At 43.8% G+C, this 24,568-nt stretch carries 22 protein-coding genes; 10 read left to right on the top strand and 12 right to left on the bottom strand.

The genetic code is table 11. From position 1 onward, the window contains the following. Positions 1-42: 42 nt before the first annotated feature. The 8 genes from leuB to ilvD all read right to left on the bottom strand — a co-directional run bounded on the left by leuB (position 43) and on the right by ilvD (position 8,070). Positions 43-1,107, bottom strand: a complete 1,065-nt coding sequence (gene leuB / locus Q3A68_RS02250) for a 3-isopropylmalate dehydrogenase (protein WP_368045648.1) — start codon at positions 1,105-1,107, stop codon at positions 43-45. A 93-nt stretch (positions 1,108-1,200) separates the two neighbouring features. Next, a complete protein-coding gene (locus Q3A68_RS02245) occupies positions 1,201-1,482 on the bottom strand; it encodes an antibiotic biosynthesis monooxygenase family protein (protein ID WP_302899382.1) in 282 nt (93 codons plus the stop codon). Between the two features lie 82 nt (positions 1,483-1,564). After that, complete coding sequence (ilvC, locus tag Q3A68_RS02240) at positions 1,565-2,623, bottom strand: ketol-acid reductoisomerase (RefSeq protein ID WP_302899381.1); 1,059 nt, start codon at positions 2,621-2,623, stop codon at positions 1,565-1,567. Positions 2,624-2,731: 108 nt separating this feature from the next. After that, the gene (locus Q3A68_RS02235) at positions 2,732-3,196 is read right to left on the bottom strand and encodes a DinB family protein (protein WP_302899380.1); all 465 of its coding nucleotides are present in this window, start codon (positions 3,194-3,196) and stop codon (positions 2,732-2,734) included. 16 nt (positions 3,197-3,212) lie between these two features. Next, positions 3,213-3,794, bottom strand: coding sequence for an O-methyltransferase (locus tag Q3A68_RS02230; protein WP_302899379.1), 582 nt, complete (start codon positions 3,792-3,794; stop codon positions 3,213-3,215). A gap of 47 nt (positions 3,795-3,841) precedes the next feature. Next, entirely contained in the window at positions 3,842-4,444 is a 603-nt protein-coding gene (gene ilvN, locus Q3A68_RS02225; RefSeq protein WP_302899378.1) for an acetolactate synthase small subunit, read from the bottom strand. Positions 4,445-4,516: 72 nt separating this feature from the next. Further along, positions 4,517-6,256: a biosynthetic-type acetolactate synthase large subunit gene (gene ilvB / locus Q3A68_RS02220; protein WP_302899377.1), complete on the bottom strand. Its 1,740-nt coding sequence runs from the start codon at positions 6,254-6,256 to the stop codon at positions 4,517-4,519. A 107-nt stretch (positions 6,257-6,363) separates the two neighbouring features. Then, positions 6,364-8,070: a dihydroxy-acid dehydratase gene (ilvD, locus tag Q3A68_RS02215; RefSeq protein WP_302899376.1), complete on the bottom strand. Its 1,707-nt coding sequence runs from the start codon at positions 8,068-8,070 to the stop codon at positions 6,364-6,366. A gap of 635 nt (positions 8,071-8,705) precedes the next feature. On the opposite strand from ilvD, the gene Q3A68_RS02210 reads away from it, so the two are divergent. Beyond that, complete coding sequence (locus tag Q3A68_RS02210) at positions 8,706-9,002, top strand: antibiotic biosynthesis monooxygenase family protein (protein ID WP_302899375.1); 297 nt, start codon at positions 8,706-8,708, stop codon at positions 9,000-9,002. A 429-nt stretch (positions 9,003-9,431) separates the two neighbouring features. After that, on the top strand, positions 9,432-10,112 hold the full coding sequence (locus Q3A68_RS02205) for a peroxiredoxin (protein WP_302899374.1): 681 nt from the start codon (positions 9,432-9,434) through the stop codon (positions 10,110-10,112). Positions 10,113-10,229: 117 nt separating this feature from the next. Here the strand turns inward: Q3A68_RS02205 and Q3A68_RS02200 are convergent, their stop codons facing one another. After that, positions 10,230-10,622 carry a helix-turn-helix domain-containing protein gene (locus Q3A68_RS02200; RefSeq protein ID WP_302899373.1) on the bottom strand — a complete coding sequence of 131 codons (393 nt, stop codon included), beginning with the start codon at positions 10,620-10,622 and terminating at the stop codon, positions 10,230-10,232. 475 nt (positions 10,623-11,097) lie between these two features. Here Q3A68_RS02200 and Q3A68_RS02195 point away from each other — a divergent pair, with 475 nt between their 5' ends. After that, a complete protein-coding gene (locus tag Q3A68_RS02195) occupies positions 11,098-11,568 on the top strand; it encodes a hypothetical protein (RefSeq protein WP_302899372.1) in 471 nt (156 codons plus the stop codon). Between the two features lie 81 nt (positions 11,569-11,649). Continuing rightward, positions 11,650-12,129, top strand: a complete 480-nt coding sequence (locus tag Q3A68_RS02190) for a hypothetical protein (protein WP_302899371.1) — start codon at positions 11,650-11,652, stop codon at positions 12,127-12,129. 196 nt (positions 12,130-12,325) lie between these two features. Here Q3A68_RS02190 and atpC read toward each other — a convergent pair whose 3' ends face one another. Beyond that, positions 12,326-12,577: an ATP synthase F1 subunit epsilon gene (atpC, locus tag Q3A68_RS02185; RefSeq protein ID WP_302899370.1), complete on the bottom strand. Its 252-nt coding sequence runs from the start codon at positions 12,575-12,577 to the stop codon at positions 12,326-12,328. Between the two features lie 130 nt (positions 12,578-12,707). Continuing rightward, positions 12,708-14,210 carry a F0F1 ATP synthase subunit beta gene (gene atpD, locus Q3A68_RS02180; RefSeq protein WP_302899369.1) on the bottom strand — a complete coding sequence of 501 codons (1,503 nt, stop codon included), beginning with the start codon at positions 14,208-14,210 and terminating at the stop codon, positions 12,708-12,710. A gap of 317 nt (positions 14,211-14,527) precedes the next feature. Here atpD and Q3A68_RS02175 point away from each other — a divergent pair, with 317 nt between their 5' ends. The 4 genes from Q3A68_RS02175 (at position 14,528) to Q3A68_RS02160 (ending at position 18,605) form a co-directional block, all read left to right on the top strand. Beyond that, complete coding sequence (locus tag Q3A68_RS02175) at positions 14,528-15,751, top strand: OmpP1/FadL family transporter (RefSeq protein WP_302899368.1); 1,224 nt, start codon at positions 14,528-14,530, stop codon at positions 15,749-15,751. Between the two features lie 18 nt (positions 15,752-15,769). Continuing rightward, positions 15,770-17,089 (top strand): SGNH/GDSL hydrolase family protein, encoded by a 1,320-nt coding sequence (locus tag Q3A68_RS02170; RefSeq protein ID WP_302899367.1) that lies wholly within the window; start codon positions 15,770-15,772, stop codon positions 17,087-17,089. 100 nt (positions 17,090-17,189) lie between these two features. After that, a complete protein-coding gene (locus Q3A68_RS02165) occupies positions 17,190-18,101 on the top strand; it encodes a helix-turn-helix transcriptional regulator (RefSeq protein ID WP_302899366.1) in 912 nt (303 codons plus the stop codon). Positions 18,102-18,188: 87 nt separating this feature from the next. Beyond that, the gene (locus Q3A68_RS02160) at positions 18,189-18,605 is read left to right on the top strand and encodes a DoxX family membrane protein (protein WP_302899365.1); all 417 of its coding nucleotides are present in this window, start codon (positions 18,189-18,191) and stop codon (positions 18,603-18,605) included. A gap of 5 nt (positions 18,606-18,610) precedes the next feature. Here the strand turns inward: Q3A68_RS02160 and Q3A68_RS02155 are convergent, their stop codons facing one another. After that, complete coding sequence (locus tag Q3A68_RS02155) at positions 18,611-19,594, bottom strand: NAD(P)H-quinone oxidoreductase (protein WP_302899364.1); 984 nt, start codon at positions 19,592-19,594, stop codon at positions 18,611-18,613. A 102-nt stretch (positions 19,595-19,696) separates the two neighbouring features. Between Q3A68_RS02155 and Q3A68_RS02150 the strand changes: the two genes are divergently transcribed. Next, positions 19,697-20,251: a hypothetical protein gene (locus Q3A68_RS02150; protein WP_302899363.1), complete on the top strand. Its 555-nt coding sequence runs from the start codon at positions 19,697-19,699 to the stop codon at positions 20,249-20,251. 173 nt (positions 20,252-20,424) lie between these two features. Continuing rightward, the gene (locus Q3A68_RS02145; protein WP_302899464.1) at positions 20,425-24,567 is read left to right on the top strand and encodes a hybrid sensor histidine kinase/response regulator; all 4,143 of its coding nucleotides are present in this window, start codon (positions 20,425-20,427) and stop codon (positions 24,565-24,567) included. Position 24,568 lies beyond the last annotated feature (1 nt).

Below are 24,568 nucleotides of genomic sequence, written 5' to 3'. Positions count from 1 at the left end.
CGATTTTTTGACCATGGTCCATGGACGGTAGACCATGGTCTTTTATAGGTATTCCAGCACCTTTTGCCCCATAGCATCAGTGCCTAATATTTTTGCTTTATCGGTACTCGCGTCAGCAATATCGCCGGTGCGGTAACCTGCTTTTAATGTTTTATCAATGGCCGATGTAATACGTTTGGCTTCTTCCTTCAAGCCGAATGCAATTTCGTACATCAAAGCAACCGACAAAATTGAAGCCAGTGGATTTGCCTTGTTCTGACCTGCAATATCGTGTGCCGAACCGTGGATAGGTTCAAAGAAGCCTGTGCCATCACCAACCGAAGCTGACGCCAGCATACCCATCGAACCTGCTATTTGTGAAGCCTCGTCGGTCAGGATGTCGCCGAACAAGTTGGCGGTTACTACGACGTCGAATTTTTTAGGATTCTTCACCAACTGCATTGCCGCATTGTCAATAAACATGTGCTCGGTTTCTACATCAGGATATTCTTGTGCAATTCCCTGAACCACTTCGCGCCATAGGCGTGATGTTTCAAGGACGTTTGCTTTATCTACTGAACACAGTCTTTTGGTACGAGCTCTTGCCGCTTCATATGCTTTGCGTGCGATGCGCTCAACTTCGTAACGATTGTAGTTCATCAAGTCTGATGCGAAATCGGTAGTACGGTTCTTCTCGCCGAAGTACACATCGCCGGTTAGCTCTCGGAAGAATAGGATATCAGTTCCCTTCAGTATTTCAGGCTTCAGGCTTGATGCGTTCAATAATTCATCAAACAGCATGATAGGGCGCAGGTTAGCGTATAAGCCCAATTCTTTGCGGATCTTCAATAAGCCCTGTTCCGGTCTTACTTTAGCTGACGGATCATTATCATACTTGATATGACCAACAGCACCGAATAGGATCGCGTCGCTGGCTTTGGCTTTGGCAAGTGTTTCGTCAGGTAACGAAGTGCCTGTAGCCTCGATAGCTACGTGGCCCATTATACCCTCGTCGAACGTAAACTCATGACCATATTCCTGGCCGATTTTTTCCAGTACAGCTTTACCCCAGGTAGTTACCTCAGGACCGATGCCATCACCGGGTATTACTAATATGTGTTTTTTTATTCCCATTGTTTTAGTTCATTGGTCATTAGTTCAATAGTCATTAGTAAACTTCATGAACTTTTGCCTTTATCCTTTCAGCTTTCGCCTTTCGGCTCAATAATAGTGTTCAACAGTTGGAAAAGGATCATAAAAATGATGCAGCAGGCTTTTCCATTCCTGGTATTGTTTTGATTTCCTGAAGCCTTCGGTATGATCGGTCAGCTTTTCCCATTCAACCAGTAAAATGAATTGATTGGTTTTCTCAATACATCTTTTCAGTTGGTGCCAAATATAACCTGCCATACCTGAAATGATCTCTTGTGCTTTAGAAAATGCCATTAAAAATTCATCTTCCTGCCCTGGGATCACCTTCAGTATTACTACTTCGAGAATCATCCTTTGTTAGATGCGAGATATGAGATATGAGACGGGGTGCTTTTCATTTCAAATCTCATATCTCACGTCTCATATCTATGCCTTACGCTTCTACAACCTGATTCTCAGGGCGTAAGCTGCGAACAGTTTTACCTGCCTGCCACATTTCGCTTTCGCGCAGTTCTTTCAACTCTGCATCCAGTTTCACACGGTAATCAGGTTGGCTGTTTGAGTCGATTGACCGTTGAGACTCTTTACCAGTCGCAACGCTTTCATACAATTCTTCAAACACCGGTTTAGTAGCATCACGGAATTTCTTCCACCAATCCAAAGCACCGCGTTGTGCCGTAGTTGAACAGTTGGCATACATCCAGTCCATGCCATTTTCAGCTACTAATGGCATCAATGATTGTGTTAATTCTTCAACAGTTTCATTGAATGCTTCTGAAGGTGAATGGCCCTTGCTGCGCAATACATCATACTGAGCGGCAAATACCCCCTGGATGCAACCCATCAGCGTACCACGCTCACCAGTTAAATCGCTGTAAACTTCTTTTCTGAAATCGGTTTCAAACAAATAACCACTGCCTACTGCAATACCTAAAGCGATAACTCTGTCTTTGGCTTTGCCTGTAGCATCCTGGAAGATAGCGTAGCTTGAGTTCAAGCCACGGCCTTGCAGGAACATACGGCGCAAGGAAGTACCTGAACCTTTTGGAGCCACCAGGAACACATCCACGTCAGCAGGAGGGATGATGCCGGTTTGCTCTTTGAATGTGATGCCGAAACCATGAGAGAAATACAATGCTTTACCTGCAGTCAGGTGTTTTTTAACAGTTGGCCACAGTTCGATCTGTGCTGCATCGCTCAACAGGTAGCAGATGATAGTACCACGCTCTAAAGCTTCCTCGATCTCAAAAAGGGTTTCGCCGGGTACAAAGCCGTCAGCTACTGCTTTATCCCATGTTTTTGAATTTTTACGCTGACCAACAATTACGTTGATACCATTGTCTTTTTGATTGAGTGCCTGACCGGGACCCTGAACGCCATAACCGATAACAGCTACGGTTTCATTTTTCAATACTTCCTGTGCTTTTGCTAAAGGAAACTCTTCGCGGGTTACTACGTTCTCTTCAGTGCCGCCGAAATTTAGTTTTGCCATTGTTTTGTTTATTTGATTACTCCGATGCTTTTAATGATTACACCGATTTTTGGTTTTTATTTATTTTTTGATTTGCACCGGTTTTTCTGCCGGTAACATACAACTCGTTTAATTCAATGCCCTTTTTATTGCTGCAGCACACCCGTAATGTAACGATTCATGTGCCAAACAGCATGTAATTATTTCTTCTATTGAATCCATCACAAAACCATAGGTTGCAGTTGGATATGGTTGAGGAATGGTATTGAAAACTTCATTTCTTAAATCTTTTTCAATATCGTCGATAGATGAAACGGCTATCCTTTTTAATTCCTCAATCTCCATCTCTGAAATAAACGCTTCCGGCTTGCTGCCTTTTTGATATTTATCCACCCACCTTATTTCCATATTTGGATTAATACCGGGGCGTACATAGCACAAGGCCTGGGTACTTACGATGATATGCCCGAAGTTCCAGGCGATATTATTATTGAACCCTTGCGGTATTTTGTTAATTTCTTCGATACTTAGTTCATCTATCAGCCTAATAAAAAGCTCTCTTGATCGTCTGATATATTTTAGTTTATTCGTCATTGGTTGTTCTTAGTGCTTATATTTTTGCGGCAATTACAATGCCCGACGCCCAGCCCATTTTGGTTAACACCAGGTCTTCGCGCCCGTCCAGATAACTTAATAAATTCGCTACTTTATCTGCATGACCATCAGGCCAGTTGGCTTGCGGCAGCATGTCATCGATGACGTATAAGCCACCGGTTTCCAGCATTTCTAGGGTCTCCTCCAGGTGCGTATATTTGCCTGGCCATGTGTCCGCAAATATAAAGCTGAATTTTTGCCTGTGGTTTTTCTTTATCCATTCGCCGCCATCGGCACAGATCAGGGTAAGGCGTTTATCAACCCCTAAATTCTCCTTAGCAATGCTTAATAGTGGCTCATCATTATCCAGTGATACCAGGGTCGAATCCTTATCCATGCCATCCAGAATCCAGGCAGTAGCCAGACCAGTTCCTGTACCCAGCTCCAAAAATTTAGACGCAGGTTTAGAAGCAGCCAGCGTCTTCAGCAGCGTGCAGGTAGATATTTCCGACATCTGCAAAAAACCGCAAGCTTCGGTAGCTTTTTTAATGCTATCGTAAGCTGAGGGGCGGACTTCTATTTCGTTATCTAATATCATTTAATTTCGGATTTTGGATTTGTTTTCTTTGCCTTTAACCTTTTACCTCACATGGTGAACACTTTATCCCCTTCATTCAGGAATTCGTTTTCTATCACATCTTCGCCTGGCTCCAAACGTTCAAATTCACGAAGCTTGGCATTGAAGCCTTCGCTGTCTTTGATGATCGCTACTCTTGCGCTGCGAACAAACTCGATCAGGCCATAAGGCTGTAAAATATTGATCAGGTTGTCGATCTCTTCCCGATGACCAGTTGTTTCAAATACCGTATAGTCCTTGCGGATGGCTACCGCACGTGCGCCATTCTCGCGAAGCAGGCGCTCAACGCTTATTTTCTCAGCGATTACGTCGGTCGATAGTTTATACAATGCCAGTTCCTGCCATATCACATCTTCGTTGGTATGGTAGTAAACTTTCAATACTTCGACCTGCTTTTCTATCTGACGGCAAAGCTTGCGCACTACGTCTTCATATTCGTTAATCACAATATTAAAGCGGTGAACACTGCTTACTTCAGAAGGAGAAGTATTCAGACTGTCAATATTGATCTTGCGACGAGTGAATATGATGGCTATGCGGTTAAGCAGACCTATCTGATTTTCGGTATAAACCGTTATGTTGAATTCTTGTTTTTCTTCCTGTGTGCTCATTGTCTTGTCATTAGTCAATTGTCATTCGTCATTAGTTTTTTGCAAACCGCCAACTCAAAACGGCAAAGGGTTTTACTTTAGCCTGATCTCGGCTACGCTGCAACCTTGCGGCACCATCGGGAATACGTTATTCTCTTTGGTAACCATAACTTCTAATAAATATGGGCCCTGGTGATCCAGCATTTCCTGTAAGGTGGCCGGTAAATTTGTTCTTTCTGAAATTGATTTGCCAGCGATGCCATAAGCAGCGGCCAGCTTCACAAAATCAGGGCTTTGCATATCTACAAAGGAGTAGCGGCGCTCGTTAAATAACTCCTGCCACTGGCGAACCATGCCCAGGAACTTGTTATTCAGGATGACAATCTTGATATCAATATTGCTTTGCATGATGGTGCCTAATTCCTGCAAAGTCATCTGGAAACCGCCGTCGCCGATGATAGCTACTACAGTGCGATCCTTTGCTCCGTATTTAGCACCCATGGCTGCCGGGAGGGCAAAGCCCATCGTCCCCAAACCACCGCTGGTTACGTTACTGCGGGTATTGTTGAACTTAGCATAACGACAAGCCACCATCTGGTGCTGGCCTACGTCGGTCACGATAACTGCTTCGCCTTTGGTGATCTCGTTCAATTGTTTGATCACTTCGCCCATTGTCATTTCGTCGGTAGTAGGGTTTAGCTCTTTCTGAATCACCAGGTCAATTTCCTGTTTGGTGTGATCATGGAATTTTTGCAACCATTCAGGATAAGTTTTTGATTCGATAGCCTGGGTAAGCAGTGGCAATGTTTCCTTGCAATCGCCCCAAACAGGAACGGTACTTTTTACATTCTTGTCGATCTCTGCCGGGTCGATATCTAAATGTATAACTTTTGCCTGTTTGGCATATTTATCTAATCTTCCAGTTACACGGTCGTCAAAACGCATACCGATAGCGATCAGTACATCACACTCGTTGGTTAATACATTCGGCCCATAGTTGCCGTGCATACCCAACATACCTACATTAAGGGGATGGTCTGTCGGAATTGCACCTGCACCCAACACTGTCCATGCAGCAGGAATACCTGATTTTTCTACAAATGCCTGGAATTCCTTTTCAGCGCTGCCTAATATTACACCCTGGCCAAATAAAATGAATGGCTTTTTTGCTTGGTTGATCAGTTCTGCCGCTTGTTGAATATATTGCGGACGAACAATTGGCTTTGGCCTGTAGCTGCGAATATGTTTGCAGGGGGTATAGCCCTTGAACTGGAACTTCTGTATCTGCGCGTTTTTAGTAATATCGATTAGCACAGGTCCCGGCCTGCCGCTGCGGGCAATATAAAATGCCTTTGCGATCACTTCAGGAAGCTCGTTGGCATCCGTTACCTGGTAGTTCCACTTGGTGATGGGAGTGGTGATGTTGATCACATCTGTTTCCTGGAAAGCATCAGTACCTAATAGGTGGGCAAATACCTGTCCGGTGATACATACCACTGGCGTGCTGTCTATCTGTGCGTCAGCCAAACCGGTTACCAAATTGGTAGCGCCCGGACCGCTGGTTGCGAATACTACGCCTACTTTACCTGATGTACGCGCGTAGCCCTGTGCAGCATGAATACCGCCTTGCTCGTGACGTACCAGAATATGATCCAGTTTATCGCTGTAGTCATACAGAGCATCATAAATAGGCATGATCGCTCCACCCGGGTACCCGAATATCGTCTCAACACCTTCAACGATCAATGCTTCCAATAAAGCTACTGAACCTGTTACTTCTTTCGCCGGTTTCTCAGCCGGTTTTAATACTTCTTGTTGTTGTGCAACTTCCATATCTTTTATTTTTATTTCGAATTCCGGATTGCCGATTTCGAATTTTTAAATTCTGTCAATTCTTCAAATTTTATCCAGACAACCTTTTGCCTTTCACCTTTCGGCCTTTAGCTCATTTCGTCCGTTACGCAACCATCAGCAGCAGTGCTTACGGTTTTTGCGTATTTGTATAGCAGGCCTTTTGTGGCTTTCAGTGCCGGTTGTTTCCATTCACTTCTGCGGTGTGCCAGTTCGGCATCCGATATTTTGAGGTTCATGACACGGTTGATAGCATCTAGTTCGATAATATCACCGTCCTTAACTAGTGCAATATTACCGCCGTTATGGGCCTCAGGAGTGATGTGACCAACCACAAATCCATGTGTACCTCCGCTAAAGCGTCCGTCGGTAATCAAGGCTACAGAACTGCCCAAACCTGCTCCAAATATGGCTGAGGTAGGCTTCAGCATTTCCGGCATGCCGGGTGCGCCCTTCGGACCAACGTAGCGGATCACCACCACATCACCCGCACGGACTCGGCCGCTCAGAATGCCGTCAATCAGTTCAAACTCCCCGTCGAATACACGGGCGGGGCCTTCAAAGCGCTCACCCTCTTTTCCGGTGATCTTCGCCACTGAACCGCCTTCGGCCAGGTTACCATACAATATCTGCAGGTGACCGGTAGTCTTTATCGGCTGCTCCACAGGGAATATTATCTTTTGTGTATCAAAATCCAATTCAGGAACATCGGCCAGGTTTTCGGCTAATGTTTTGCCGGTAACTGTCAGACAGTCGCCGCGCAACCAGCCCAGTTGCAGCAGATATTTCATTACAGCAGGTACACCGCCAACTTTGTGCAGGTCTTCCATCATGTACTTACCGCTCGGCTTCATATCTGCCAGCAGGGGAATACGGTTACTGATCTCCTGGAAATCATCTTGGGTCAGTGGTACGTCCACACTTTTTGCTATGGCGATGAGGTGCAGCACAGCATTAGTCGAACCGCCTAATACCATGATGGTAGTAATAGCGTTCTCAAAAGCCTCACGGGTCATGATATCTTTTGGTTTGATATCACGCTCCAGCAATACCTTGATGTATTTTCCAGCATCGCGGCATTCTTGTTGTTTCTCTTCACTCAGTGCTGGATTTGATGAAGAATATGGCAAGCTCATACCTAAAGCCTCGATAGCGGCAGCCATCGTATTAGCGGTATAAATACCACCACAGGCACCCGCACTCGGACAAGCATTTTTAACTACGCCTATAAAATCCTCAGGGCTGATAGTACCGGCGATCTTCTTACCCAAAGCCTCAAACGCCGAAACGATGTTCAGATCTTCACCTTTCCAATGACCCGGTTTAATGGTACCGCCGTAAACCATAATAGCCGGACGGTTTAAACGACCCATCGCCATCACCGATCCCGGCATGTTTTTATCGCAGCCCGGCAGCGCGATTAGCCCGTCATAATATTGTGCGCCGCAAACCGCTTCAATAGAGTCGGCAATAACATCGCGGCTCACGAGCGAATAACGCATGCCTTCGGTACCATTGCTCATACCGTCGCTCACACCAATCGTATTGAAAATAAGGCCCACCAGGCTTTCGTCCCATACACCTTCTTTTACCAGTTTTGCAAGATCGTTCAGGTGCATATTACAGGTGTTGCCGTCGTAGCCCATGCTTGCAATGCCCACCTGTGCTTTTTTCATATCGTCCTCAGTGAGGCCGACACCATAAAGCATAGCCTGTGCGGCCGGTTGGGTTGGGTCTTGCGTAAGCGTGCGGCTATATTTGTTCAGCACGATTTGTTCGTCGGTGGTAGTACTCATTTTGTATATTAGGCTATGATTGTATCAGTTGTATTGGTTGTATCAGTTTTTATTGGTAGTAGTAGTTGTAAAATTTATAACCATTACAACTATTTCAACCTTTACAACCAGTTCAACCACGTCAAGCAAAAGCAAGTTACCCAGATGCCCTTCAAACCGCAATAGGGTGAAAAATAAATTTTTATTTAGTATTTTATTCTGTATAAAACTTAAATCTTTGCAAAGATTCTGCAAAGATAATATATTTCAGAATAAAATTATTATCAACGTAGACCAAAGTTAAAAACGGTATTCGGTACAGTTGCTATGTATGCATAATAAAGACCCAATTTTCGGCGTAAAATGTCGGTTTTGGGTAAAAAAGTTGTTATTCAGTTTGCGGTTTTTAGTTTGCGGTGGACAGTAATAATAATTCCTAGAGACGAGATGCATCGCGTGGCAAACCAGGCAAGGTTTTGTAGTGGATTTCATGCAAAAATTAATTCAAAATTTAACGCATTTTCCTTGCCTGTAACATTCTTTTTTACCTAACTTTAGAATACCCTTCTTTATATGCCTAAAGCCCTCTTTACACGGCATCTTGCTACTTTGTATCGTTAGTTAATGGTCCAATTACGTATTTAAATGCATTTATTATGGAAAGAGTAATCGTTCAATTCAGTATTCCTGGCATGACTTCAAAAGTATATGACCAGGTATGGGACGAACTGCGCAAAGCAGGTCATTCGCACCCTGCAGGACTTCATTACCATGTAGGCGCCCAGCAAGACAACAATTGGCTGGTGATTGATGTTTGGGAATCATTGGAAGCATTCAACAAGTTTGGCGAAACCCTGATGCCTATCCTGACTAAAGCAGGCGTAAATCCCGATTCGTCGAAACCGGTAATTACCCCTGTGTATTATGAGTACGACGCAGCGTTAGTGCATTAATCGGTTTGCCGTTTTGAGGTAGCAGTGGGCACTAATTGTATCGTAGGGGCGCAACGTATTACGTCTCTACGATAGAAGCATCATTGCTAGGAGTGAGCGACGAAGCAATTCCCAAACTATACAGGGCGAATGGAACGGTATAGAACTTGCATAACCGCTCTGCTAACCAGGGATTGCTTCGTTCCTCGCAAGACGGAGCACGCGAAAAGTGATTTTTCCTCAAAAAATACTTGATTTTTTACACCAATTATTAGCTAACTTTGAGTACTACAACAGCCTTTACCGTATTGCATTTGTCGGGTTAAAAAACTACGGCAATGACAACTCCGGACCGGGAAAAGATCTCATAGCGTGCTCGCCAGTTGCCTATGCCGGCATACATCTGTTTACAACTGAACAAAACTTTTTAAACGATTAAAATTTAATGTTATGAGTATCAGATTAGGAGACATCGCCCCGGATTTTCAGGCTGAAACTACGCAGGGCACCATTAATTTTCACAACTGGATAGGCAATGGATGGGCGATACTGTTTTCGCACCCTAAGGATTTTACGCCGGTTTGCACCACCGAACTGGGCTACATGGCCAGGCTGGCCCCCGAATTTGCGAAACGTAACTGCAAAGTGATAGGCCTGAGTGTTGACCCAATAGATCGCCATGCCGAATGGGCTAAGGATATTGAAGAAACACAGGGCTTTGCCGTAAACTACCCTATGATAGGCGATACCGACTTAAAAATTGCCAAGCTATACGATATGCTGCCTGCCGAAGAGCCCGGCAACTGGGAAGGCCGCACTGCAGCTACCAACCAAACCGTGCGTTCTGTATTTATCATCGGGCCCGATAAAAAGGTAAAGCTGTCGCTTACCTATCCCATGACCACCGGCCGCAACTTTGACGAGATATTACGTGTACTCGATTCGATACAACTTACAGCAGAACATAAAGTAGCTACCCCGGTTAACTGGAAAGCCGGCGAAGATGTAATTATCGTTCCGGCGGTAACTAACGAAGAAGCTGCTCAGTTATATCCGGAAGGATGGACAACCTTGAAACCATACCTGCGCATAGTGCATGAGCCACAAGTGCACAAGGTAATGATGAACTAAGTTGATCTTTTTTGTGAATGGAAGATTGATGTGGTTTGAAGGGTGGGGGCAGTTTTTACCATGCCGGTAAACGCACCCCTGCCTTTCTCAGAAGTATTAATTTATAGTCCGCCCAAATTAAAGCCTGCTGCGCGTATGCAGTTCGTCGTAAAGTTCGATTACTTTACGCTGCAACGATGTTATTTCGGCTTCCTGCTCCGCTATTTTCTTTTTCAGAATATCGCTCGTAAATTCAATAGGGGCAAGCTCCTCGTTGTACACGTTGAGCAGTTGCAACAGACTTACACCGTAAATGTCGGCAATTTGTTCCAGGCGCGACAGGTTTACGTCGGTCACTCCGGTTTCGATTTTTGACATCGCAGGAATAGAGATACCCAGTCGGTTCGCCACATCTTCCAGTGTCCAGCCGTTGCGCTGGCGGATCATTTTAATACTTTGGCCAACTGTAGTTTTTGGCGCTTTGTTCTCAATTTCACCCATTTTTTTATCGCACACTAAGTTAAGGGTCATAATCATTGCCTTCCAAAGTATAACTCGCGGAGCAGCACGCGGGGACTTTCGGTCAAAGCATTTAAATTAAATCAGGACTGAAAGATGTGACTTTTTTTTGACTCTGTCAATAAGACAGGTGTCTGATTTTCTGATTGTTAATAATTTATACTTAACTTTTTGATCCGCATCGTGCAAATTTTCCCGATAGGCAAAATTAAGTTTTCGTTATAAGTATGAGAATTAGATTTTGATGAGAATAGTGATGGTGGGTGTACTGTTCATTCGCTAAGCAGGTGGCAAACGAATAGCGTTTGCTGATTGCACTGAATAGGTTAAGTAGTTGATTAAGTTATTGCCTGCTATAATAACCAACTCATTCAACTTCATCCTCCTCAATCAACTCGGCAATGACGCGGAGAGAGTTATCAGTATAAAAAAACACTACCTTGTTACACAAATTGTTTTAGTAACGTAATGACTTGAAAACAAGTCTATGAAAAAGATTTACATCGTGCTATTGCTGTTGGCGGTGCTTTGGTCATCTTGCCACAATGGTTCGGGAGGGAATATGACCGATAAATGCGGGGCATGCCCTTTGGATGCGATATTGATGGCGGCGAAAGTAAAGATAGTGGATAAAACTACCGGCGCTGATCTGTTCCTGTCGCCCGGTTCGCCCTACAAGCCATCTGATCTGAAAGTAAACAGCTCTTTAACCGGCCCTAACTATAGTTTCAATATAGATTCAACAGAGACCAACAATCGTGTTATCTGGCTAAGCGACTATGGGTCCGTAACCTATACCGTCCAGCTAGCCAACCTGAGCGCAGATCATATCAAGATAGTCGCCGGGCTCAACTCGAAAAAATGCTGCCCCACTAACGAAGTAAAAAGTATTATGCTTAATGATAGCCTGATATGCGCACCATGCAGCCCACAACAGTCGGTGACCATCAGGAAATGAGGTTGACCTTTCTGGTTTGAAAAAACCAGTAAATTGTTACAAAAATGCCTTTCCTTTCGTAAGGTATTGAAAACGAAATATATGAAAAAGATTTACATTGGGTTATTACTGTTGGTTGTGGTATGGTCAGCTTGCCACAATGGTACCGGCAATATTACGAATAAGTGCGGGCCGTGCCCTTTGGCTAATGAACTAATGTTATTGATGGCAATGAAGGTAAGAATAGTGGATAAAACTACCGGTGCCGACCTGTTCCTGTCGCCCAACTCACCCTACAAGCTTTCTGATTTGAAGGTAACCAAGCTGGTGGCCGATCCAGGTTACAATCTCATGGTCGATTCCCTGGATACCAATAACCGCTTCCTATGGCTGCCTGACGGCCTGTCTCAAACATATACCCTTCAGCTTGGCAATCTGAGTGCTGATCATATTAAAGTCGTTGCCGGTCTAAGCTCGCAACAATGCTGCGCTTTTACCGAAGTAAAAAGCATCATGCTTAATGATAGCCTGATATGTGCGCCGTGCAACAACCCGCAGCAGGCGGTGTTGATTAACAAGTAAGGCTTTGAAGTCGGAAAGCGAAATGTTCGCATTGTCCCAACTCATACCTGCGCAGAGAACAAACGAAAAAGGTTAGAGATTAGTTAAGCGGGCATTAGGCAAAATCAGGGTAATCATTTAAGCCGATAAATCGATGGTCAAAAAAAAACGCCCGATGATTACTCACCAGGCGTTTAGTAGTTAAATTTATATCTTATTATCGGTGGGTAATGCCTTCGGCTAATACCATCACTTTGTTGTTCAGTACTTCAACAACGCCGCCGTGAATAAGGTATACATCTTCCTTATTCCCCCCATGACGTACAATCAGTTTGCCGTCTTCAAGGGTTGAGATCAGCGGTGCGTGCTGATTCAATACTTCAAATGCGCCCATAGTGCCCGGCAGGTTTACCGCGGCAACCTCGCCTTCAAACACTTTTTTATCGGGAGTCAGAATTTCTAGTAGCATCTTTTGAGATTTGAGATGTGAGATATGAGATGTGAGACATTTTGTCCTGCTTCTCTTTCCCGCACTTTTGTTTTATTCAGATATGAGATACAAGGTCTGAGATAAAATCTCAAATCTCATATCTCAGATCTTAAGCATTAGCTTCAGCCAACAGTTTCTTGCCTTTTTCTATAGCGTCTTCAATGCTTCCAACCAGGTTGAATGCAGCTTCAGGATATTCATCCACTTCACCGTCCATGATCATGTTGAAACCTTTGATAGTATCTTTAATGTCAACCAGTACACCTTTTAAGCCTGTAAATTGCTCGGCAACATGGAATGGCTGAGAAAGGAAACGCTGTACACGGCGTGCACGGGACACAACCAGTTTGTCTTCTTCGGAAAGCTCGTCCATACCTAAGATGGCGATGATGTCCTGAAGCTCTTTGTAGCGCTGCAGAATTTCTTTTACACGCTGAGCAGTGTTGTAGTGCTCGTCGCCAAGAATTTGCGGGCTTAAGATACGTGAAGTAGAGTCAAGAGGGTCAACCGCAGGGTAGATACCCAGCTCGGCGATTTTACGTGACAATACGGTAGTAGCATCCAAGTGGGCGAAAGTTGTTGCCGGCGCAGGGTCGGTCAAGTCATCCGCAGGTACATACACCGCCTGTACCGAGGTGATTGAACCGCGTTTGGTCGAAGTGATACGTTCCTGCATGGTACCCATCTCGGTAGCCAGTGTTGGCTGGTAACCTACCGCTGATGGCATACGGCCTAACAGCGCTGATACTTCGGAACCAGCTTGCGTAAAGCGGAAAATGTTATCGATAAAGAATAAGATATCACGGCCCTTACCTTCAGCATCCCCGTCGCGGAAGTATTCAGCGATAGTAAGACCTGATAAAGCCACACGAGCACGTGCACCCGGAGGTTCGTTCATCTGACCGAACACGAATGTTGCTTTTGATTCTTTTAGTTCTTCTTTGTTTACCTTGGTTAAATCCCATTTACCTTGCTCCATCGCGTGGATAAAGTCATCACCATATTTAATAATGCCCGACTCGATCATTTCGCGCAGCAAGTCGTTACCTTCACGGGTACGCTCACCTACACCGGCAAATACTGACAAACCAGCATATGCCTTTGCGATGTTGTTGATCAATTCCTGGATCAATACAGTTTTACCTACACCTGCACCACCAAACAGACCGATCTTACCACCTTTTGCATAAGGCTCTAATAAGTCGATTACCTTGATACCGGTGAATAATACTTCACTTTCGGTAGAAAGGTCCTCAAAACGTGGAGGAACGTTGTGGATTGGTTTACCATCAGATTTATCCAGATCGCCAAGACCGTCGATTGAGTCACCTACTACGTTGAATACACGGCCTTTGATATCATCGCCGACAGGCATCTTAATAGCTGACTGAAGATCCACAACCGGCATTCCGCGAAGCAGACCGTCAGTTGAGTCCATCGCTACTGCACGTACACGGTCTTCGCCTAAGTGCTGCTGAACTTCCAGAATAATTTTCTGGCCGCTGCCTTTGGTGATCTCTAACGCGTCATAAATTTTAGGAAGGTGACCTTCGGAGAAGCTAACGTCAACTACCGGACCGATGATCTGTGATATTTTTCCAATGTTTGGCATATATAACCTGGTAATTTAAAAGATTTTGTAAATGAAATAGTTCTCTATAAAATGCTTTTGTTTTAGAGCCGCAAAGCTAAGGTTTTTTGATAAATATTTAAATAGTGCCAGAGAAATATTTTTAGCTCACAGTTTTCGGTTTGCAGTTGGCAGAAAAACATGCTTTAAAACCTAGTCTTGTTAACTGAAAACAAGTTGCCGATTAACTAATATTTAACTTTTGTCACTACAACGTCATTGAAATATCGATCAAATTACTATGTTTGCATAACAATTATAAACGGTTACAATTTATAAACCCCTAATCAGATTATTTTATGCGTAAACTTTTACTATTGGCGCTTGCCATGGCGCCGGTATTGGCTTTTGCTCAGGGCTTCCAGGTGAACCTAGAAGGACAAAAACAAATTGGTATGGGCCATACCGGGACAGGTCTGGCGCAAGACGGCGCCGCTTTATTTTTTAATCCGGGTGCGGTGGCTACCGAGTCGCAGAACTATGTGCAGGCAGGGATAAGCCCGCTCAGCTTTAACTCGGTATTTAATCCGGCCGGAACGTCAGAACAATATCATACCGCCAGTAAATGGGCGCCGCCTTTTACTTTTTATGGTACATGGGGGCCAAAAGGTGCTCGCTGGAAAGTGGGTATGGCAGTTTACACACCGTTTGGCGGGTTGACCGACTGGGGAACTACCTGGCCCGGACGATTTGCTGCTGAGAGGCTCGACCTGAAGGCATTCTACTTTCAGCCAACCATCAGTATTAAGATAACCGACTGGATGAGCATTGGTGGTGGATTGGTGTATAATCATGGTACGGTTGACCTGACGAGGGCAATTCCTATCGAAAACGGCACCGGGCAATCAGGTCAGGCGGAGTTGAACGGTAGTGGCAAAGGCTATGGATGGAACGCAGGTGTTTACTTCACCACACAATCAGGCGTTACCGTGGGTATCACTCACCGCTCCCAAGTAAAGACGACCATCAATGATGGTACAGCCACTTTTGCCGTACCTGCATCATTGGCAACAAGCTTCCCTTCGCCTAACCAGTTTAGCGCTAGCATTCCATTACCGGCAACCAACTCTATTGGATTTGGCTACCGTCCATGCAGCAAATGGCTGTTGGCACTGGATGTGAATATAGTAGAATGGGATCCGTTCAAAACATTGTCCTTCGATTATAAAACGAACACAGGTTTATTGCAAGATACCCATTCGCCACGTAATTACCATAATACCGTAGGCGTTCGTGGCGGTGCCCAGTATATGGCTACCAATAAACTGGCTTTGCGTTTTGGCGGGGGTTACGCAGAAGCGGCAGCACCAAATGGTTACGTAACACCTGAGGTACCGGATGCAGACCGTGCTTATCTTACAGCTGGTATAGGTTATAAACTGGCTCAGCATCTTGATATCGACCTGTCTTTTGAGTATGAGCATTTATTGCAGCGTACACAGACCAATTTTGAAACGCAGCTATCGGGTACATTTAAATCTGAAGTGTATATCCCCGGTATCTCATTAGCTTATCACTGGTAACCCTAAATTATTACTGAAATGAAACACTTTAAACATTACCTATACATCATCGCGGGGTTAGTATGGTTAAGCGCCTGCAAACCCAGCATAGACACGCCAAAGCCATCTAAAGGTTCGGCCGATTTTACAAGATATATTGCCGTAGGCAACTCTTTAACCGCAGGTTTTGCCGATGGTGGCCTGTACCGCGCCGGACAAATGGTATCCTATCCAAGCATTATGGCCAAACAAATGCAGTCGGTAGGCGGCGGGGTTTTTAATCAGCCTTTGTTTGATGCCGGCCAGGCAAATGGTTCAGGTTATCTGCAACTAACAGGATTTAATGCTGATGGTACGCCAATTACAACACCAGTCACTACTAACCTGGCAATACGCGGTATACAGGCCATCCCGGGATTTGGTAATGTAACCCTTTACGCCAAATATACTGGTGATATTGAGAACTATGGTGTACCCGGAATAAAATTGTTGCATGTTAGTTATGCCCCATATGGCAACCTGAACGGCTTTTATGAGCGGCTGCTGCCGGGTGCAGAAGGCACTAACACCACTACTTATCTTGATTTTGTTACAGCAAAACAATTTACCTTTTTCTCAAACTGGCTGGGCAATAATGATGCTTTAGGCTATGCTACCTCTGGCGGTGCAGGTGATGTGTTGACGGACAAAGCCACATTTGCCGGTTTATATAATCTGGTTATCGGCAGATTAACTGCTACAGGCGCAAAGGGTGTTGTCGGTACTATCCCTGATGTAACCTCGATCCCCTATTTTAATACGATAACCGTTGGTGCGGTTTTGGGAGCTGTAAAAAAAGCAAATCCACAGGTGCAGGCTTTATACATTAATGCTTTGGTGAGCGGAACAACTTATGCACCACGACCGGCCACCGCGAAAGACCTGATCGTACTCACTTTTCCGACAAATAAGATCGGTCTGCCGATAAGTACCCCTTATGGAAATTTACCCTATGGGTTAACGCCATATACACCTATTGATAACCAGTTTGTGCTGGATGCAAACGAGGTTGCTTTGGCGCAGGATTATGTACAATCTTATAATGCCGCTATCAAGTCTATCGCCGCATCAAAAGGTTTGGCTGTATTTGATGCCTATACTTTTTTGAATAATGTAAAGGAACATGGTTTGCTGGAGAGCGGCATTAGCCTTAACTCTAATTACATCAGCGGGGGCATCTTCTCTTTAGATGGCGTGCACCTTACGCCACGTGGATATGCAATTGTAGCTAATGAGTTTATAAAAGCCATAAATGCCAAATATGGCTCATCTATTCCTTTGACCGATGTGTCGGAATATAGCGGGGTAAAGTTCCCGTAGTCCAGTTAGCAGTGGGCAGTTTGCATTTCCCCTTTATCTGCAAACTGCTCCCTGCAAACTCGGGAAAATAGCTATCTTGCTTACCCATAAGCACTAACGGATGTATTTCACCAGTCTGCCCGATCACAATAAGCCAGGATTTGACGAACAGCTTCATTTTAGCAGTTTTAAAAAGCATAACATCGTCTTTAATGCGTTGGTCAGCAGTAGTAATTGTGAGAGTCATGTAGGTTGTCTCTCTTTTAAAACTGTTTTGACGGGAGAGGAGTGGTATGGCATCAATAATCGCCGTATTGCGGTGCGTCCGGGGCAATTCCTGATCCTGAATGACGCGCAGACCTATTCCAGCAGTATTGATACAGTCGGTAAAGTTCAAAGCTTTTCAATTTTTTTCAAAAACGGATTTGCTTCTGCTGTTTTCTCCGATAAACTATATACCGAGGAGCAATCTTTGGATCGCCCTTTTTATAATGAGGGACAGGTGCCTGAATTTTTCCAGACTCTTAACTGTACCGAACCGGGATTATTAAAGCAATTATCAGATTTGATTTTTTCTCTTGAGAACGAAGGATATGATAGCAACCTGGTGGACGAACACCTGGTTGGTGTATTGCAATATCTTATAGGCACTTACAAATCAGAAACAAAGCGTGCATATGCTGTTAATGCCGTTAAAGCATCCACGCGGGCAGAGATATACAAACGGTTATGTGTTGCTAAAGATTTTATGTATTCCTGTTTCGCTGATAAGCCGGATCTGCAGGCTATCAGCAATGAAGCATGCTTGTCAGTCCCTCAATTGGTGAGGCAATTTAAGGCCGTATTTAATACTACACCTCATCAATGCCTTACCCGAATTCGACTGGAATATGCTGCCGGGTTACTGAAACAAACGAACACACCGATTCATGAAATCACTTGGAAATGCGGTTTTGAAAATATGAGTGCTTTCTGCAGGGCATTCAAGTCAGAGTATGGTGTACAGCCTCACAACCATAGGCGTATTTCCTGAAGAAAATTGAGCATTTCTGCACAATACTTTTTAAAGCACGCTGATACATTTGTAGCTATCGATCATAATAATGATCACAAATGAGTTATGAAAATTGATCTGCTTAAAAGTACCCCGGTCTCAAAACCTAACGATGGGATGAATATAGTTAGGATAGCAACCGCATTGATTATTGGTGTGCATTCGGTGCGCGGCTTATTGCACCCCGCAGATGTTAATGATTTTGGTGAGGCGTTTAGCCATTGGGGTTTCCCAGCTGGCGCATTGTGGGCATGGGCATTGGTTATCGGTCAGTTTGCAAGTGATTTGGCTTTGTTCTTTAATCGCCTAATTATCCCCGCATGTATATGCCATGCCATTATACTAATCAGCGGTATATGCATTATACATGCTAAATATGGCTGGTTTGTAGTCGGTGAAGGAAGAAATGGCGTTGAATTTAGCGTTTTACTTCTCGCATGCCTCTTTGCCATTGGTTGGGCATACTGGCCGCGCAAACAGTAATAGTTCTATTCAAAACTTAAGATTATCTTCCCGACATGTCCGCCGCTTTCCATCAATGTGTGAGCTTTGGCAGCATCTTTAGCAGGGAAAACAGCATAGATAACCGGCTTTATTTTGCCCGATGCCAGTAACGGCCAGATATGTTGTTCAAGGTTGCGGGCTATAGCGCTTTTAAATTCAATTTCTCTTGATCTGAGCATTGAGCCGGTAATGATCAGTCTTTTGCGCATTACCTGGGCCAGGTCTATCTGTACATCTTTACCCCTCATAGCATTGATCAAAATTAACCTGCCCTCTTCGGAGAGACACGCAATATTTCCGGGAGTATAATCCCCGCCTATCATATCCAGTATCATATTCACGCCTTTACCATCCGTGAGTTTATGTATCGATTCTGAAAAATCTTCTGTTTTATAATTGATGGCTTTCGTTGCACCAAGCTCTTGACAAATCTTACACTTCTCGTCAGATCCGGCCGTAACATAAACTTTGTTTCCTAGCGCAGTTGCCATTTGAATAGCCGTTACACCAATGCCGCTTGAACCACCATGCACCAGCAGGCTTTCGCCGGGTTGCAGCTTGCCGCGGTCGAACACGTTGCTCCAAACCGTAAAGAATGTTTCGGGGAGTGATGCCGCTTCAACAAAAGTCATGTTGCCGGGTGCAGAAAGGCATTGTCCTTCAGGTACATTGCAATATTCCGCATAACCACCGCCTGAAATCAGTGCACAAACTTTGTCGCCAATTTTCCAGCGCGTTACCCGGTTACCCACAGCGGCAATAGTTCCGGCTATCTCCAGCCCGGGTATATCGCGGGGTGCTCCTTTTGGTGGTGGGTAGTTGCCCTTGCGCTGGTATACATCGGGCCGGTTAATACCTGCGGCCGCTACTTTTACCAGCACTTCAGTTGCAGTTATAACAGGTTGAGAGCGGTCTTCCATTTGCAAAACTTCCGGGCCTCCTGCTGCAGTAATTACAATTGCTTTCATGAGACTAAGGTATTGGTTTTGGCTATTCATTACATAAATCGAATGGGTATTGTGATTTGGTATGGTTTTTTGAGCTGATTATCAGTTAAATATGTAGATTATATGAAACCAGCTTTATCAACAATCGTTCTTATCATCCTGTTTGCTGCATGCATCAAAGGAGTAGATAATCCGCCTGTGGCGCAAATTAAGCCTGTTTTGATTAAACCCGTTGCAAATCAACGAGATACAATCCCGGATGGCGGTTCATTTAAGATCATGATCCAAAAGGATTCTTTACATGCTGATGAGACCCTGTTAATTTTTAATCACAGCGCCAGCACCATGTATATAAATTCCCAGGATGCGGTATATTTTCCCGGTTTTGGCATTGCAAGTATCTCAAGCCTTACAAGTGATGGTGTTAATTGCGTCATTCAGAAATTGCCTTATTTACAGCAGAATCCGATCAGGTTAAAAATAAATACCAGATATGATGGTATCTATATTTTAAAGTTGAATTATATCGATCAGATTTCGCAAAACATAAGGTTTTGGCTGAAGGATAAGTATATGAAGGATTCGCTGGATATGCGGGTAGGCAATTATGCGTTCCAGGTAATAAAAGCTGACACGAATACTTATGGCAGGGGACGGTTTACATTAGTTTTAAGATAATGCCTATCAGTTAAATAGTTTATTTTTTGGTTAAAATAATCAAAACATTTCCGATCGGCGATTCGTACAAATTTTAATAAATAGCCACTATTTCCCTGGGCTAATTTGTAATTGAAATTTGATCTGATTTTTGTTGTTGAATGATTAGGAGACCCTTTGCCCCCAGCGCAGTGATGATTTTTTTCATCACTTTAATCTTTTGTCCATTTTTATCCTTTGCCCAGCGACCGAACCTCAATTTTGAACATCTCGGCACTCATGAAGGTTTGTCGCAAATCAATGTCAACTGCATTATACAGGATAGCCGTGGTTTTATGTGGGTTGGCAGCCGTAACGGGCTGAATATGTACGATGGGTATAAGTTTACCACTTATCGTTACGACTCTAAAAACGGGAACAGCATCAGCAATAACATGATCACAGACCTTGCTGAAGATCCCGAAGGAAATATTTGGATAGCTACACAAAATGGCTTAAACCGATATTGTCGTAAAACAGGTGTTTTTACCCGCTACTCGCACGATGCTCACAACAGCAACAGCCTGGCATGCAATATTATCAACCGGCTGGCATTTGACGATAATGGCTCTTTGTGGATCGCTACACAAGTTAATGGCCTGGATTACTTTGATTTGAAAAAGAATAAATTTATTCATCATATACATTCAGATGCAATTACCGGAAGTATAAGTGACGATAATATAAGAACCGTTTACAAAGACTCTCACGGTCATATATGGGCCGGAACATCAAGCCATGGCTTAAATCTTTATAACCCGGGAACAAATTCTTTTACTAATTACCTTTTTTCTGATCAAAAGACACACTCTTTGTCAGGAGAAAATGTAATCAGTATAACAGAAAACAATGAACATGAGTTATGGGTTGGTACGCAGGAAGACGGTTTGTATTTGTTCAACGAGCAAAACGGGGCTTCTATCCGGTATGTACACAATGAAAATAATATAAACTCCCTATCTGCCAATACAATCTATAGCCTGGAAAAAGACGAAGCAGGCAATTTGTGGATCGGTACAGAAAATGGTGGCCTTACCTTATTGGATATAAGCAATAAAAAGTTTTATCCATATAAACATGATGAAATAGATGGCAACAGCATTAACGGGAATTCTATTTATGGCATTTGCCGTGACCGCTTGGGAAACATGTGGCTGGGGGCATTTAGCGGAGGTGTCAATCTCTTTAAAAAATCAAGTTCAAGCTTCACTTTATACCGGCATAATTCTATGCCGAATAGCTTATCGAATGATTTTGTTCTTTCCTTATTTGAAGACCGGGATAAAAATATTTGGGTAGGAACAGATGGTGGCGGCATCAATAAGTTTGATTCTCAAAATGGCACATTTATCCATTATAAACAGGAACGAGGGGGCAAAAAAGGGCTTTCTGGCAATTATGTATTGGCGATCACCCAGGATAAGGAGGGCAAATTATGGATAGGTACTTGGGGCAACGGTATGACAGTAATGGACCCGGTGACAGGAAAATGCGATTACTTCGACAAGGATGCTATCGGTGGACATAAATTAAGCGGAAACAATGTATATAACCTGTTGCAAAGTCGTGATAATAAAGTATGGTTAAGTATTTTCGGCGGAGGGTTGAATTGCTACGATAAGAAAACAAACACTATAAAATATTATAACCTCGATGTAAATAATCCCAAAAGCATTAGCAGTAATTATATCTATTCTTTGTTCGAAGACAGCAAGGGCCGTTTGTGGATAGGTACATCAGATGCCGGCCTTAACCTTATGGACCGGAGCAATGGTACCTTTACAGTTTTTCAGCATGATGAAAAAAAGAATAGTATAAGCAATAACGGGATTACGGATATACTTGAAGATAATAAAGGGCGCCTATGGCTTTGTACCCTTTCGGGCCTCGACTTGTTCGATCCGGAGACAAAACGCTTTACCGTATTTACTAAAAAAGAGGGTTTACCTAGCGATGTTATCTATGCGATAAGGAAAGACGACAGGGGTAAATTTTGGATCAGCACAAACAATGGATTATCGGAATTGGATGCGGAAACCGGCAAATTTCAAAATTTTACTACCGAAGATGGCTTGCAGGGTGATGAGTTTAAAGCTCACTCTGCATTAAAAGCTGGTAACGGGAAGTTATATTTCGGAGGCATTAATGGTTTTAATAGTTTTTATCCCGAACAGATATTGAAACCTGCTGCATTGTCCCCGGTTGTTCTAACCGGAATGCAGATTTACAATAAACCGCTAACAATAGCCAAAAACAGTAAAGACACATCTCCGCTTAAACAAGGTATTACCGATACCAGGTCGATCACTTTATCCTATAAACAATCGATGCTATCCTTTGAATTTGCCTCGCTGGATTTTGGGTCCGCAGATAAAAAAGAATATGAATACAAGCTGGAAGGCTTTGATACCGAATGGATAAACGTTGGCAGCCGGAATACTGCATCTTATACCAATCTTCCCCCAGGGCAATACATATTTAAGGTAAAATGTCGTAATAATGGTCGCTCCTGGTCGCCTGTAACAGATACCTTGAAGATTACAATAGTCCCTCCGTTCTGGCTCACATGGTGGTTCAAAATACTGGCTGCAGGGTGTATCGCCGCGGCTATTTATGGGATTATTAAATACCGGGTGCGGACGATGGCACTGCAAAAGCTGGAACTTGAAAAGCAGGTATTGGAGCGTACGGAGCTTTTGAAAGCGATGACCGAAAATGAACGCAAAGCCAGGGAAGAGGCTGAAAAGGCAAACCAGGCAAAAAGTGTTTTTCTGGCGACAATGAGCCACGAGATACGCACACCAATGAATGGCGTTTTGGGTATGGCTACCCTTTTAAATGAAACAGAACTTAGTTCCGAGCAGCGAGAATACTCGCAAACAATATTGCACAGTGGCGAGGCGCTGCTGAATGTGATTAATGATATACTTGATTTTTCAAAGATCGAATCGGGGAAAATGGAGCTCGATGCGCATGACTTTGATTTGCGCAGATGTGTTGAAGAGGTTATGGATCTGTTTTCAGGAAAAGCAGCCGAGTCGGGTATTGACCTGATCTATTATATAGAGCCAGATCTGCCCTACCAGCTTAATGGTGATAGCATGCGTCTGCGTCAGGTGCTGATCAATTTACTGGGTAATGCCATTAAATTTACACACCGCGGCGAAATATTGGTCATTGTAAATAAAATAGGGGACTTGGACGATGGCAGGATCGAGGTTGGCTTCGAAGTAAAAGATACAGGTATTGGTATTCCTGAAGAAAAATTGCCGCAATTGTTTGAAGCTTTTTGCCAGGTTGATTCGTCTACCACGCGCAAATACGGTGGCTCCGGACTTGGACTGGCCATTTGTAAACGCCTGGTTGCGATGATGGGCGGTCATATTGCAGTTAAGAGCAGACAGGGAAAAGGCGCTACTTTCGGTTTTTCTATCATTTGCCTTGTGCCCGAAAATCAGCAACAAAGCCGCACCATATCGGGCAAAGAAGCATTGACCGGTAAAAAAGTTCTCATCATTGATGATAATCTTACCAATCTGCGTATTCTGCAATTGCAGTTAAAGCAGCGTCAAATGGAGGTAGTTTCAGCAACGGAAGGCCCTGAAGCATTGTACCTGCTGGAAACTAATGAAGGTATTGATCTGGTAATTACCGATATGCAAATGCCGGGTATGGATGGAGTTGAGTTTACTACCTTGCTCAAACACCGGAGACCACATTTGCCCGTAATTTTATTAAGCTCTATTGGTGATGAAAGTCAAAAAAAACATCCTGGTTTGTTTGTTGCAGTACTCAATAAACCAGTTAAGCCATCACATCTGGAAAAAGTGATCCTTAACCAATTTCATCATGAAAGCGAAAAAGGGCAGGAACATCAGGAATCTCATCAGAAACTTAACAAAGACTTTGCATTATCAAAACCCTTGAATATTCTTGTCGCCGAGGATAATGCCATTAATCAAAAGATGATCCTGAAGGTTTTGGAAAAACTAGGCTATAATGCTTTAGTAGCTAATAATGGACGTGAAGCTATCCAAATGCTCGACGAGCAGTTTTATGAGCTGATATTAATGGATGTACAAATGCCTGAAATGGATGGCCTGGAATGTACCCGTTATATCAGGGATAACTATCAGCGGCAACCGGTAATTATAGCGATGACAGCCAATGCGATGGTTGAGGATAAGGAAGAATGCCTGAAGGCAGGGATGAATAATTATATTCCTAAGCCGGTAAAGATCGAGTTGTTGGTAGAAATGCTGCAGCAGACAGAATTCCCGGTAAAAGTTTCTGTTTAAA

The sequence above is a fragment of the Mucilaginibacter tolerans genome (genome assembly GCF_030519375.1).
Classification (GTDB): Bacteria; Bacteroidota; Bacteroidia; order Sphingobacteriales; family Sphingobacteriaceae; genus Mucilaginibacter.
Note: the sequence above shows the minus strand (reverse complement) of the source record. Positions and strands in the feature narration are given on the sequence as shown.